The 12,882-nt window shown below is 61.1% G+C and carries 14 protein-coding genes; 2 read left to right on the top strand and 12 right to left on the bottom strand.

The window, feature by feature from the left end; translation table 11 throughout:
* The first annotated feature begins 23 nt into the window (after positions 1 to 23).
* Positions 24 to 1,181 carry an MBL fold metallo-hydrolase gene (locus GJR96_RS10050; RefSeq protein ID WP_151162809.1) on the top strand — a complete coding sequence of 386 codons (1,158 nt, stop codon included), beginning with the start codon at positions 24 to 26 and terminating at the stop codon, positions 1,179 to 1,181.
* Between the two features lie 56 nt (positions 1,182 to 1,237).
* Here the strand turns inward: GJR96_RS10050 and GJR96_RS10045 are convergent, their stop codons facing one another.
* Positions 1,238 to 1,468: a HalOD1 output domain-containing protein gene (locus tag GJR96_RS10045; protein ID WP_151162808.1), complete on the bottom strand. Its 231-nt coding sequence runs from the start codon at positions 1,466 to 1,468 to the stop codon at positions 1,238 to 1,240.
* Positions 1,469 to 1,804: 336 nt separating this feature from the next.
* Here GJR96_RS10045 and GJR96_RS10040 point away from each other — a divergent pair, with 336 nt between their 5' ends.
* Positions 1,805 to 1,972, top strand: a complete 168-nt coding sequence (locus GJR96_RS10040; protein ID WP_154326209.1) for a hypothetical protein — start codon at positions 1,805 to 1,807, stop codon at positions 1,970 to 1,972.
* A gap of 85 nt (positions 1,973 to 2,057) precedes the next feature.
* Here GJR96_RS10040 and GJR96_RS18535 read toward each other — a convergent pair whose 3' ends face one another.
* The 11 genes from GJR96_RS18535 to pyrG all read right to left on the bottom strand — a co-directional run bounded on the left by GJR96_RS18535 (position 2,058) and on the right by pyrG (position 12,839).
* Positions 2,058 to 2,336 (bottom strand): HalOD1 output domain-containing protein, encoded by a 279-nt coding sequence (locus GJR96_RS18535; RefSeq protein WP_191965841.1) that lies wholly within the window; start codon positions 2,334 to 2,336, stop codon positions 2,058 to 2,060.
* A gap of 161 nt (positions 2,337 to 2,497) precedes the next feature.
* A complete protein-coding gene (locus GJR96_RS10035) occupies positions 2,498 to 4,201 on the bottom strand; it encodes a sensor histidine kinase (protein WP_191965840.1) in 1,704 nt (567 codons plus the stop codon).
* Positions 4,202 to 4,735: 534 nt separating this feature from the next.
* Positions 4,736 to 5,065: a transcription factor S gene (locus GJR96_RS10030; RefSeq protein WP_151162806.1), complete on the bottom strand. Its 330-nt coding sequence runs from the start codon at positions 5,063 to 5,065 to the stop codon at positions 4,736 to 4,738.
* Between the two features lie 72 nt (positions 5,066 to 5,137).
* Positions 5,138 to 5,689, bottom strand: a complete 552-nt coding sequence (locus GJR96_RS10025; RefSeq protein WP_151162805.1) for a hypothetical protein — start codon at positions 5,687 to 5,689, stop codon at positions 5,138 to 5,140.
* Positions 5,682 to 6,575 (bottom strand): hypothetical protein, encoded by an 894-nt coding sequence (locus tag GJR96_RS10020; RefSeq protein WP_151163995.1) that lies wholly within the window; start codon positions 6,573 to 6,575, stop codon positions 5,682 to 5,684. The genes GJR96_RS10025 and GJR96_RS10020 overlap by 8 nt, the downstream gene beginning before the upstream one ends.
* Before the next feature lie 112 nt (positions 6,576 to 6,687).
* Positions 6,688 to 7,524 carry an RAD55 family ATPase gene (locus tag GJR96_RS10015; protein WP_151162804.1) on the bottom strand — a complete coding sequence of 279 codons (837 nt, stop codon included), beginning with the start codon at positions 7,522 to 7,524 and terminating at the stop codon, positions 6,688 to 6,690.
* A 111-nt stretch (positions 7,525 to 7,635) separates the two neighbouring features.
* On the bottom strand, positions 7,636 to 8,598 hold the full coding sequence (locus tag GJR96_RS10010; protein ID WP_151162803.1) for a beta-ribofuranosylaminobenzene 5'-phosphate synthase family protein: 963 nt from the start codon (positions 8,596 to 8,598) through the stop codon (positions 7,636 to 7,638).
* A gap of 233 nt (positions 8,599 to 8,831) precedes the next feature.
* Positions 8,832 to 9,443: a DUF4382 domain-containing protein gene (locus tag GJR96_RS10005; RefSeq protein WP_151162802.1), complete on the bottom strand. Its 612-nt coding sequence runs from the start codon at positions 9,441 to 9,443 to the stop codon at positions 8,832 to 8,834.
* Positions 9,444 to 9,955: 512 nt separating this feature from the next.
* A complete protein-coding gene (locus tag GJR96_RS10000; RefSeq protein WP_151162801.1) occupies positions 9,956 to 10,276 on the bottom strand; it encodes a DUF7126 family protein in 321 nt (106 codons plus the stop codon).
* On the bottom strand, positions 10,273 to 11,190 hold the full coding sequence (gene guaA, locus GJR96_RS09995; RefSeq protein ID WP_151162800.1) for a glutamine-hydrolyzing GMP synthase: 918 nt from the start codon (positions 11,188 to 11,190) through the stop codon (positions 10,273 to 10,275). The genes GJR96_RS10000 and guaA overlap by 4 nt, the downstream gene beginning before the upstream one ends.
* Entirely contained in the window at positions 11,190 to 12,839 is a 1,650-nt protein-coding gene (gene pyrG / locus GJR96_RS09990; protein WP_151162799.1) for a glutamine hydrolyzing CTP synthase, read from the bottom strand. Before pyrG ends, guaA begins: the two co-directional genes overlap by 1 nt.
* Positions 12,840 to 12,882 lie beyond the last annotated feature (43 nt).

Raw genomic sequence — 12,882 nt, 5'->3', positions numbered from 1 at the left:
GCCCGCATCTCGCACCAGACACCATGGCAGGTATCCCCAGCATCAACCCCGCGGAACTGAAGGAGACCATCGACAACGGAACGGACGTCACAATCGTCGACGTTCGCGGCCCCCACGACTTCGACGAGTGGCACATCGACGGCGACGGCGTCGAAGCGCTGAACGTCCCGGTAACACAGTTGCAGGCGGTTGACCCCACGGAACTCCTCAACGGTGCGTCCGACGGCGAAGTCGTCGCAGTCTGTGCCTCTGGCCAGACGAGTCAGATGGCAGTCCGGATGCTTCAGCAGGCCGGCATCGACGCCAAGAACCTCCAGTACGGGATGAACGGCTGGGCGAACCTCTACGTCCATCAGGAACTGGAGACGGACGCGAGTGCAACGGTTCTGCAGTTCAGTCGCCCGTCGAGTGGCTGTCTCGCCTACATGGTCGTCTCCGGTGACGAGGCAGTCGTCGTCGACCCCCTCCTCGCCTTCGTCGACGACTACATCGAAGTCGCCCGCGAGTACGGCGCGGAGATTACCGCGGCTGTCGATACGCACGTCCACGCCGACCACATCAGCGGTGTTCGGGCGTTCGCGACTCGGACAGAGGCGGACGTCGTCGTCCCCGAACCCGCAGTCGCCCGCGGCATCGACTACGACGTCGACTACGAAACCGTCGCCCACGGAGACGTGATTTCGGTCGGCGACAGCACCATCGACGTGGTTCACACGCCCGGCCACACCTCCGGGATGACCTCGTTCCTCGTCGACGACGCCGTCCTCCTCAGCGGTGACGGCCTCTTCACCGAGAGCGTCGCCCGCCCGGACCTCGAAGACGGTGATGACGGTGCGTCCGACATGGCCGCAACCCTCTACGACTCGCTCCAGAACCGCATCCTCACGTTGGCGGACGAGACTATCGTCGCGCCCGCCCACTACAGTGACAGCGCCGACCCTGCCGACGACGGTTCGTACACCGCGACGCTCGGCGACCTGCAGTCGAAGATGGACGCACTCTCGATGCCCGAAGACGAGTTCGTCGAGTACATCACCGCCGACGTGCCGCCGCGCCCGTCGAACCACGAACAGATTATCCAGACCAACCTCGGGCAGATTGAAACTCCCAACTACGTGGCGTTCCAACTCGAACTCGGCCCGAACAACTGTGCCGCCAGTCAGGAATCGATGACACAGTAAGTACTGGACACAGACGCCCGCGTACCCGGGGCTCGTCTCTACGCCCGGCGTGTCGCTCAGTCGCGGCTCGATGCGGCAACCGTCTCCTGCGTCACGTGATACCGAATATCCCAGATTGTGAACGACACCTGTAGGTCGCTCTCTGGGTCAGAATTCCTGACGAGCGTGACGAGTGACTCCACGTCGATTGCATCTTGTAATCGAGTGGGTTCTCTGGTTGGATGGACACCGAGTTCGCGCGCTGCATCGACGAGTGCAGCTGTGAGTGCGTCCTTATCATCTGTCAATCGTATCCTGACTTCAGGTTCGAACGGGTGCATGGACTTCATCTCTGTCACAACCGGCTGGTGAGTGGGACAACTCACCGTCACGTGAGGCTAGGAGACGGTGGGACGTGGGGTAGACGATGATTCTTGGAAGGAGAGAACTGTACTCGCAATAGTCCCGGCCGCCCCTGTCCGAGGGTCCTGCGCCTGCCTGTCGCCCACTTGCCATTATCTGGTGATTTGGACTCTCTCGAAGAGCTGTCACTAAATTCGGATGTCCTTTAGACATACTAAGTCTGTGAAATGATGAATGGCAGTTATTTCGCTGGCGAACGTATCGAAATATGGTGGAGGAGCATGACCGAAACTACGAAGGAAATGCTTCGCACCGACGACGACTTCGTCGTTATGAGCCTCCCGTGGCAGGAGGTCATTCGAGTTGCTCACCGCCGGGCGCTCGAAGCGAAACAAGAAGGAGAAGAACCGATCGTACGTGCAGATGCGGACACTGCAACGCCCGCCTGAACGCTGATTTTTGCGTATGCTCGGTACTACCGATGGCACGACAGTCCGCGCGCGTCTGGAGAGGGAACGTGCAGTACAAAAAATCTCATGCGAGGCTTGTTGCAACTACTGAGAGCGGCGTCACGACGTAATTGATGTCCCAGACATCGAACGATACATGAAGCGTACTCTCTGTACTCGACGCCTCTTTTACGAGTGTGGTCAACGCATCTACGTCGACCGTGTCTTGAAGACTGGTAGACGTTTGCGCCGGATCGATTCCGAGTTCAATCGCCGATTCAACGATTGCCTCAACGACTGAGGATTCACCGTCCAACCGTCGTACATTTACGTGCTGGTTAGCGCCACGTGTTGGTGATGTCATCGTGATTAACTATCCTTGAGTGAAGGTGCCCTGTCGGCCCCCTCGCTCACATGTGTGTATGACATGTAACGATATGGTATATTCTATGTTTCCTGAATACGGAGAACCATACGGTAGAATACAATCTCAGGGGTCTGCACGTGGGGGTGCCGTCAGGCCACTCATATCCCGTCTGCGAGCGGGAGCGAAATAATCACTTTCAGTCCTCGCGGCTCGTTGTCTTCAAGCAGCAGTTCACCACCGTGGCTCGTGACAATCCACTTGACGAGCCAGAGGCCAAGCCCGGTCGTGTGTTGGAGTGGTGTTTCTTTGCCCAGTTCCAATGGGAGGCGTTCGACGTCCGTGAGTCCGGGACCGACGTCTGCAATCACGAGTACGGCCATCTCCTCGCTCTCATCTTCCCGCAGTGTGACCTCAACGACGGACTCACTGCGGTCGGTGTGTATAATCGCGTTCTCGAGGAGTTCGTGAATCGCAACTTCCACCGACCCGTCTCCGGGAACAACCAGTTTCTTTGGCCCATTACACGTTATCGTAGCGTGTGGATATGCTTCTGAGAACTGCGTCGCTTGGCGTTCGAGAAGGCGGCTAAGGTCGATTCGTTTGTCACCGTCCGAAGAGTCGACTGTCTCAGAGACGATTGCCGCTTTTTCACTGAGCGAATTGAGAGCCTCTGCAGCGTTCTGGATGCTCACAATGTACGCCTCTTCGGGAGTCTGGACGACTAAGGGCTCGAGAAGGTCCGTATTCCCTCTGATGATGTTAATCTTGTTTCGTAAGTTGTGGCGAAAGATTCGTTGGAACACTTCGAGTATCTGTTCTCGAATCTTCGCGTCGGTCGTGTCCGATTGGATTGCGACGAAGCCCTCGATCGTCCCTTCGTCGTCTAAATATGGTGCGATTGTCTGATATGCGTAGTAGAACTCACCATCTTTTCGCCGGTTGACAATCGACTCCTCCCAGACCTCAGCAGCGGTGAGTGTCGCATACATTTGTTGATAGTACTCCTCCCCCATTCGACCAGAACTGAGGATGTTGGGGTTCCTCCCGAATGCCTCTGCTTCGGTATATCCTGTGATTCGTTCGAACGCCGGGTTGACATACTCGATGGCACCGTCTGCGTCTGTGATGTATATCGCAGGTGCGACGTACCTGAGCACTTGTGACAACCGGTGAAGTTCGCGCTCGTACGTGTCACGATCCGTCACGTCGATGAGGACGCCCACAATCGAGACACCGTCGTCTGTCTGAACTCTGCCGCCGTGGGCTTCGACACGGACTCGCGTACCGTCACTTCTGACACCGGTGAATGTGTAGTGTGCTGCATCTGCAGTGCCACGTTCCCGGTTGGCGATGTGCGATTCAGCGAGGTCGTGGTCTTCTGCTGCGATATAATCGAAGACGGACGTTCCAATCATCTGGTCGGGCGTGGTCCCGAAGATATCTGCCGCGACAGGGTTTACGTACGAAAACCTCCGGTCTTCGATAGTGTACACGCCGACGATATTTTGTTCACTCAGTCGTTCGAACCGTGTCTTTGCCAGGGTGAGTGCCTGTTCGGATTCAACCTGCGCGGAGATGTCTTGAATAATCGAAAAGAGGAGGACGTCACCTTCGTACTCGATGGGAGTAGAATTCACTTCGACGGTACAGAGTTCGCCGGTCTTTAGCCGGTGTGGAAACACGAAATGTGAGGATTCTTTCGATAGCGCCTGCTGACGTTTCCGTGCGACCTCCGCGGCGTCAAGCGCGTTTAGGTCCTGAATCGCCATCGAGGTGAGTTCAGCGTGTGAGTATTTGTAGAAGGAAACAGCAGCGTCGTTGACAGCAACGATATCGCCACTATCCGGTTCGACGAGGAGCATTGGAAGGACGTGGTCCGAAAACAGCGTGTCTAATCCAGTCGGCGGTGTTTTGTGAGCGGACGTGAGTAGCCGTGAAACCGATGCAGCGAGCAACTCGAGTTGGTCTGGACCCCCTTTTGTTCGAACGTCTGCAAGGGTTGCCACTTCGACGGCTGACTTGAGTAGCGCGAACGGAGCCGACGAAAAGACAATAAGTGGGGTTGTTGGTGCCTCTGTACCGAGTGTGTCGGCGAATGTCGAAAATTCCGCATCTGGAAGCACGTACTCTGAGACAATGACATCCACATCACGCGCTTCGATGGCTGAGCATGCCTCTTGGACGGTTTCGACGTGTTCGACTTCAGCGTGGTCGAGAACCACTTCGAGATGTTCTCGCAGCCCCGCGGCTGTGTCGCTGGACGGGTCCACGACCAGAACAGTATCTGCGCTCAAATTATTGCCTCACAGGATCTCAGGCTGCCGGACATATAATTCACACCGCTACTGCACCTGTGATTTGTCTCGGCGAGACTCCCGTCCAAACAATGTGGGGCCTCAATTGTACTCGCGCCAGCGATAGCCGCACTCTTTGCACTTGAAGAATCGCGTCGGGGGTTCGTCCGCAGACGCCGTCTGTTTGATTGTGTACCACGCTTCTGTGTGCCCACACTCGTCGCAGTGAACGTCTTTCGCAGTCGGCTTCCCCTCGAACTCGGCACCCTCTTCGGTCTCGATGAGTTCGTCACCGGATTGGGCCTCCGTCGAGACGAACGCTTCGGCCAACTCTTCGTCTCGCTCGGTGGTCGCGCCACACTCGTCGTTCGTGCACGTCATCACACCGTCTTGCGAGACCATCATCGACCCGCATTCGTCGCAAAACTGCATGCCCGGGGGTAGTGGGCGCGCGACTAAGAATCTGTCACTCTCTTCGGTGAGAGTCGAACGCGTGAGAAGGGGTCAGTCGTCGTCAGGGTCGACCATCGGGCAGTTTCGGACGAGGAAGTGGTCGGTGTCGACGACTTCGACGATAGCAGTCCCCTCGTGCGAACACACGAGTTCCGGGGGGTCGCCGAAGAACTCACAGCGCTGGCAGTACGACGCCTTTGGGACGACGTAGTCCGAGACGCCGTCGGACGCGTCGACCGGTTCGGCGTCGCCACCGACGCCGACGTGTTCTTCCTCCTCGTCCGCGTCGACCAGCGAGGTCCACACGTCGTCCGTGTCCAGTTCGTCGACGCGGACGGACTCGAACAGTTCGTCACGGGCCGACTTCGTCGTATCAGACTGGGTTCGGCGTTCTTCGACCCGGCCTGCGAGGTCCGAAAGCGGGGCCGCGGCGTCTTGGTCGTCGTCGTCGGTAGGACCGTGTTCTGGGCCAGTCTGGTCACCGTCGGGGTAGTCGTCGTCTGCGTGGCCGTCGCCGAGGGCGTCGGTGTGCGCGTCGTCGAAGGTGTCTTGGTCGTCCTCGGTGGCCTGTTCCTGTTCGCTGTGTTCGCTGTCGTCAGTCATTCGCGTGTTCTCCGTTCGCCGCCGCCTCGCGTACCGGTCCGTCGGTATCGTCCGTTTCGACGGTGGTGTCGACGGAATCCGATTCTTCGGGGGCCGTCTCGTCCAAGATGGTCGCTACGTCGTCTTCGCTGGACGCCGGTCGTCCCTCCAGTGCGGGTGGTTCTCCGGTGTGGAGCGTCGCCGACCCGAAGAACCCGCGCGACGGTGACAGTTCGTCGAACGACGTCCGACAGCCCGGACACCGGGGTTCGGTGAGGAGGTCGAGGTGCACTGTCTGGCCACAGTCCGCACACGTTGCCTTGTGCTCGCCGGCGTCGTTTGCGACGCGGAGCAGGTCTGCGAGGGCTTTGCGTTCGAGTTCCGCCGCCTCGATGTCGGCCGCACGGGAGCGCAGGTCCACGAGCGATTGTGCGACCACGCGAAGGTTCTCGTCGAGGGTCGCCGTCGTCTCGTCGAGGTACGTGAGAATCTCTTCGTAGTTGTCGAACCCGGCGTCGACACGCTCGTCCATCTGTGCCACTCGCTCGCGCGTGGCCTCGATATCGCTCGTCACCTGGTCGATACCCGCTTGTAAGTCGGGGTGAGAGTGGTCACGCGGGGCCTTCTCGTCGGCCTCTCGTTTGACCTGTACGACACGCATCCGGACGTCGTCTATCTTCTCGTCCAGTGTCGTTTCGAGGCCATCGACGCGCCCTTCGATGGTATCGAGTTGTCGCGGCACGGACTCGATGTCGTCGAGGGCCTCTCCCGAGTCGGTCACTGCGAGTCGATACGTGCTGACCGCTCGCGCGAGCACCGTCGCCGGGTCGGCATCTAGCGCTTCGGCACGCGCGGTGACCCACTCTCTGAGGTCCTCCGGGAGCGTGCCCCCAACATCCCCTTCCATCTTCATGTTGCGTTCGTCCACGAGCCCTTAAGAACTATCGCCGAGGCAGTAGGTGTTCGAATCACTCGAATCGTATGGGTGTCGCCACCTGAACGAGATACCGAGACGACAGTCAACGAATCTTCCGAACGTCGCTCACGTCGAGGCCGCTTTCTTTTATCTCCGTCTCGAACTGGACGATGTTCTCGCTCTCCAGTCGCGACAGGACACCACGGAACTCTTGGACGACCATCGTTCGCGCCCGCTTCGACCCGCCAGTCTCCCATTTGAACAGGAGTGTCCCGTCGGTCGCACCCTTGAGAATACCGAGTTCCGTCTCCGAGAGCGCCTCGGTACTCACGAGGGCGAGGATGAGTCCACCCCACTGGTAGGACGCTTTTTCGAGTCCTTTCATCACCATGGCGATGTCCGACCACGTCATGTCCTCGGACCGACCGGCGACGAGGTCGGTCAGCGAGTCGATGACGACGAGATTCCCGGGTGCGTGCTCACTGAGTGTGTTTCCGAGTGCGCCCAGCACCGACTCGCGGTTGTGTCTGTGACCGAGGTCTTCCAACTGGGTCGGTTGCCCGAGGTACCACTCGCGTGGAATCGGACTCAACTGGAAGTATTCCGGCGACAGGTCGTGGAACTCGATGTAGTCGATTGCAGCCTCCACGATGTCGCTGTCCATCGTGTACGCCATCTCTTCTCGAAGGTACTGTTCACCGGAGGTGAACGAGACGTAGTGAATCTCCGGTGGTGGACTGGCAGCGTCGTCGAGGGTGCCATAGTGCAGGTCGAAGAGGTCCTCGTCGGCGCGTGACAGCGCGTTCATCGTCGCACTCGTGTAGAGGAACTCTCGCGCACCTGCGCCGGACTCCCCCGCGAGGAGCACGACGTTTCCCGGCGGTGCCCCACCGCCGATGATGCTGTCGAGTCGAGGGACCCCGAAGGGGATGGAGTGCATGTCCAACCCGTCTCGATGCCGAAGGATAGGCGTTTCGGGGAGTGTCAGACTCGTCCAATCACCGACACCGTCTGCCAGCACTCGGATTGTTCAGTCGGCTACGACCCAGTGTCACTCGACGTTCGCACCGTGGTTCCGTCCGCGTGCGACGGTGACCGTTCCGTCGATTCCTGCGGCGTCGAGCGCCACTCTGCCGGCCTCGATAGCTTCGTCGACGCGGGAAGCGTCGGTCACACCGTAGACTGTCGGCCCCCACGACGACTGGCCGGAACCATACACCGCAGGCGACTCCGACAGCGACGACACGAGGGCACCGACTGGGGGCCGATAGACCCCGCCTTGTTCGTCGGCGTACCACGTTCCGTTGAGTCGGCCGATGGATTCGACCGCATCGCCGAAACGCTCGGCGGACCCGTCTGCGAGGGCTGGGAGGAGTCGGCGGGTGACGATACCTGCGATTCGGTCGCTCGTCGCCGGGTCTGCACGCTCCACGACCGAGCGCATGCTCGCCTCTTCTGCCGTGCCGTTTCGCCCCGGTTCGACGTCGGGAACGACGAGGAGGAAACGCCAGTCGTCGGGGACGGAGTGCCGTGCGGCGACCGCTGGGACCGTCCACGACCCGTCTTCCGGTCGGTCGGTGGTGAACCGCGCCGTCGGGTGGCCAGCGTCGATGATTGCACCGCCGCGTTCGAAAGACGCGACGCCGACACCGGACCGGCCACCGCGGCCCATGTCGGGAGCGAGGTGTCGAACACTGACGTCGGTCTCTGTCGTGGTCGCAACCGCCTGCAAGACGGCGAGTGCGAGTTGTGTCCCACTCCCGAGACCAGCGTGTCGCGGCAGTGTCCGCTCGACGACGACGTGTGCACCCGGAACGCCGAGAAGGTCGACCGCTCGCTCGGCGTACTCGTGGGCGGTAGGGTGGTGACACTGGATGTCTGTCGCGGGTTCGGCGGAGACGACCACGCTCGGTTCGTCGAGTCCGACGCCCAACCCACCGTAGAGTCGGTCACGGGCGAGACTCAGGTTGAGGAACCCGAAGTGGATGCGCGCACCGGCCGAGACCCGTACCATGTCACCGGAAGTCGGTGGTCACTGATAAAGGGAGTTGCGACCATGGCAACGCGGGCCGCCATCGGGCCGCGCAGTCGTGCGATTGAGTCAGAGAACAGCGAGTGAAACAAGAGTGGGTCGGTGGGCCGAAACGGGGGCGTGTCAGCGGAGACCACGCGGGCCGGTGCGTGAGGGGACGACACCGGGAGTGGAGGGATGGGCGTCAGCGGTGTTCTGGCTCGTGAACCTGGAGGTTACTCGGTCGTGGTGGTGTTCGTGGACGCTGTCGTCGTGTTCGTCGACGCCGATTCAGTCGTCGTGGTCTCTTCGGACTCGTAGACGACAGAAACCTCGTCGGCGACGGGTTGGATGACGTACTTTCCCGCGTTTCCGGTCTGGACCGGTGTGAAGTCGGCCGTGAACGTCGTCGTCTCGTCGGCCCTGACTTCGAACGACTGCTCGAATTTCAGCGGTGCCGACCCGGGGACTTCGACCGTCGCGTCGGACCCGTCGGTGAGCGTGGCGTCGGTGTCGCTCACGTCCAACTGGAGGTACTCGTAGTCTCCCGCCTCGACTTCGGTGTCTGCGACGAGTGCCGACGCGTCGCCTTGGAGGTCGACGAGGTCGACTTCGGTATCGCCGGCGTCTAGTTCTTTCACCTCGCTGTCGGCCGGTTTGATGCGGATAGTCGAGAGCGTCACGAAGCACGATTCGAAGTCGTCGATGTCTCCGGGGCGGTCGCTCACGCGCGTCGACAGTGTCCCGGTCTTCGCGGACGCGGTTCCCATACACCCGGCGATTCCGACGCTACTCACAGCGGCGATTCCAGCGGCGGTATTGACGAATTCGCGGCGATTCAGTGTCATTGGTGTGTTCGTGTATCGTCTGTGTCGTCTCGGATGCCGTCTCGATTCGTCGGACGGCAGTGCATCTGTGTCACCCGTTCGGTGTGGGGTCCGAAGGGGGAATGGTCGTACGCGACCCGTGAGGGCCGTGGCCCACGACGTGCCGGACAGAGGAGATGGTGGAGTGGATGGCCGCCCGGCGCGTCGCGGCACTCTGGCCTGTGGACGCCGCGGTATTGAAGGGTGGAAATCGCTGTGCTGGATTGCACTCGGTACCCGGTGAGTGGTCGCAATTCGACTCGGATTTCGGCGAATTTCGGCGAAAAAATGCGTCGCTGTCTGCTGGTCGTCGGCGAATCTCGGTGAATTCACGGCGACGGTGGTTTCGTGGCGTCGACGCGCCCACTTGCGGGTGGACCGTCCCGCCGGTGATGGACGAAAAGTCTCGCCTGTGATGGACGAAAAAACCGGTGTTCACGGGCGAAAACTGCCCGCGACGCGGCCGTACCGACGGTCAGTCGCTGGCGACCGATTCAGACGAGTTCTTCGGCGACGACGTCGACGCCGAGGAGTTCGGGGTCGACGGCGAGGTCAGCCTGCCCTTTTGCGAACTCCGGGAGGGAGTCGCGCGAGTAGGTGACGACGCGAACGTCCGGGTTGACCTCTTTCGCCACCGAGATAGCCGTCGCGTCGTCCATGTCGGTGAGGACGAGCAGGTCCGCGTCGTCGATGCCCGCTTCGCCGAGCGAATCGGCCGACGCGATGCCGACGACGCGAACGACCGTCGCACCTTCTGCTTCGAGTGCTTCACCGAGTCCGTCGGGGTCCGTCCCCGCGACGATTGCCGTCGTCATTCGTACTCGATGGTCGCCGGTGGTTTGTGGGTCACGTCGTAGACGACGCGGGCGACGTTCTCGTTCGTGCCGGTGATACGCGACTGGATGCGCTGGAGGGTGTCCCACGGGAGTTCCTGTGCGCGGGCGGTCATGCCGTCGCGCGACTCCACAGACCGGACAGAGACGATCCATCCGTGGACGCGGTTGTCACCCTTGACGCCGGTTCCCTTGCCGATGACGGCGGCGAACGCCTGCCACGGGTCGTGCTTCTCGGTCTCGTCTTCGACGATGTGACACGCCTCGCGGGCCACCTGGACCTTCTCGGGCGTGACTTCGCCGAGGACGCGGACGGCGAGGCCCGGACCGGGGAACGGCATACGCTCGGCGATGATGGATTCGAGGCCGAGGGCGCGTGCGACCTCGCGGACTTCGTCTTTGTAGAGGTCACGGACGGGTTCGACGATGCCCTCGAAGTCCACGACGTCCGGCAGACCGCCGACGTTGTGGTGGGACTTGATGTTCCCTTCGGACTCGATGCGGTCGGGGTAGATGGTCCCCTGAACGAGGTACTCGGCGTCGGTGTCTTTCGCCTCGCGTTCGAACTCGCGGATGAACTGCTCGCCGATGACGGCGCGCTTTTCTTCGGGGTCCACGACGCCTTCGAGAGCGTCGAAGAACCGTTCTTCGGCGTCGACGACGCGGAGACTCTCCATGAAGGAGAACGTCTCTGCAATCTGTTCGGTCTCGCCTTTCCGCATCAGACCGGTGTCCACGTAGACCGGCGTGAGTTGCTCACCGACTGCTTCGTAGGCGAGGGTCGCAGCGACGGAGGAGTCGACACCGCCCGAGAGGGCGATGATAGCGTGTTCGTCGCCGATTTGGTCGCGAATCGATTCTTTCGCTTCTTCGATGAATGTGTCTACGTCTACCATTATACGGTCACCTCTTCGTTGTCGAGTTCACGCGCGTCGAGTTCGCCGAGGACGCCCCGGAGGAAGCCCACGAACGGTGGACTCGCTCGGTCGGGGCGAGAGCGGAACTCGGGGTGGAACTGCGTTCCGAGGAAGAACGGGTGGTTAGTCAGTTCGAGAATCTCCATGCGGTTCTCGGCGCGTCCGGAGAATCGGAGGCTCTCGGATTCGAGCTCGTCGATGAGTTCGGGATTCACCTCGTAGCGGTGGCGGTGACGCTCCGTACAGGAGGTGTCGCCGTAAACCGCTTCTGCGAGGCTACCGGCCGTGATGTCGGTCTCGTGTGCACCGAGGCGCATCGTCCCACCCATATCGTTGACTTCGTACTGCTCGGGGAGCAGGTCGATTACGGGGTAGGGCGTGTCGGCGTCGAGTTCGGTCGACTGGGCCCCTTCGTGGCCGAGAACGTTGCGTGCCTGTTCGACGACGGCCATCTGGAATCCGAGACAGAGGCCGAGGAACGGAACGTCGTTCTCGCGGGCGTAGCGGATCGCATCTATCTTGCCGTCGGTACCACGCGACCCGAAGCCGCCGGGGACGACGATGCCGTCTGCCTCCTTCAGGCGTGCTTCGTGTTTGTCGTCCATCTCGTCGGCGTCGACCCAGAGGGTGTTCACGTCGACGCCGCACTCGATGCCGGCGTGCTTGAGCGCCTCGTGGATAGACATGTACGCGTCTTCGAGGGCGTACTTGCCGACGAGCGCGATGTCGACGGACCCGGTGCGCTCGGCGGTGACGAGCTCGCGCCAGCGGTTGTCGCGTTCCGCTTTCGGGAGTGCTTCGTCGGTGATGCCAAGACGCTCCATCACGTACTCGTCGAGACCCTCTTCTTCGACCATCAGCGGGACGTGGTAGATGTCCGGAACGTCGGGGTTCGAGAAGACGGCGGCGTCCGGCACGTCACAGAACTGCGCAATCTTGTGCTTCGTCTCCGGTTCGAGTTTGTCGTCGGCGCGCCCGACGAGGATGTCGGGTTGCAGACCGATACTCCGGAGTTCCTTGACCGAGTGCTGTGTCGGCTTCGTCTTCTGCTCGCCGTTCTTCGAGTACGGGACGAGCGTCACGTGGGTGAAGAGCACGTCGCCGTCTTCTTCCTCGGAGGCGAACTGGCGGAGCGCTTCGAGGAACGGCATGGACTCGATGTCGCCGACGGTGCCGCCGACTTCGACGATACACACGTCGGTCCCCTCGGCCGCCTCGCGGATGCGACGCTTGATGTCCTCGGTGACGTGCGGGATAATCTGGACCGTCTTGCCGAGGTAGTCACCCGCGCGCTCCTTCTGGATGACGTGCTGGTAGGTCTTGCCCGTCGTGATGTTGTGGTCGGCGGTCATGTCGATGCCCAGGAACCGCTCGTAGTTCCCGAGGTCGAGGTCGACTTCTGCGCCGTCTTTCAACACGTACACTTCGCCGTGTTCGTACGGGTTCATCGTGCCCGCGTCGACGTTCAGATACGGGTCGATTTTGACTGCGGTGACGTCGAACCCGGCATTCTTCAGGAGTCGGCCGGTGCTCGCGGCCGTGATACCCTTCCCGAGGCCGGACATGACACCCCCGGTTACGAAAATGAACTTGCGCCCCATCTCTGGGTCGTATTCGTCCGTCGGCATACTGACCGTGTGCGAGCGTACTTCAAAACGATTTCGGAGCCAT

It is taken from the genome of Haloferax litoreum (assembly GCF_009674605.1).
In the GTDB taxonomy this organism is placed as follows: domain Archaea; phylum Halobacteriota; class Halobacteria; order Halobacteriales; family Haloferacaceae; genus Haloferax; species Haloferax litoreum.
The sequence above is the reverse complement of the archived record's forward strand: the minus strand, read 5'-3'. Positions and strand labels throughout refer to the sequence as shown.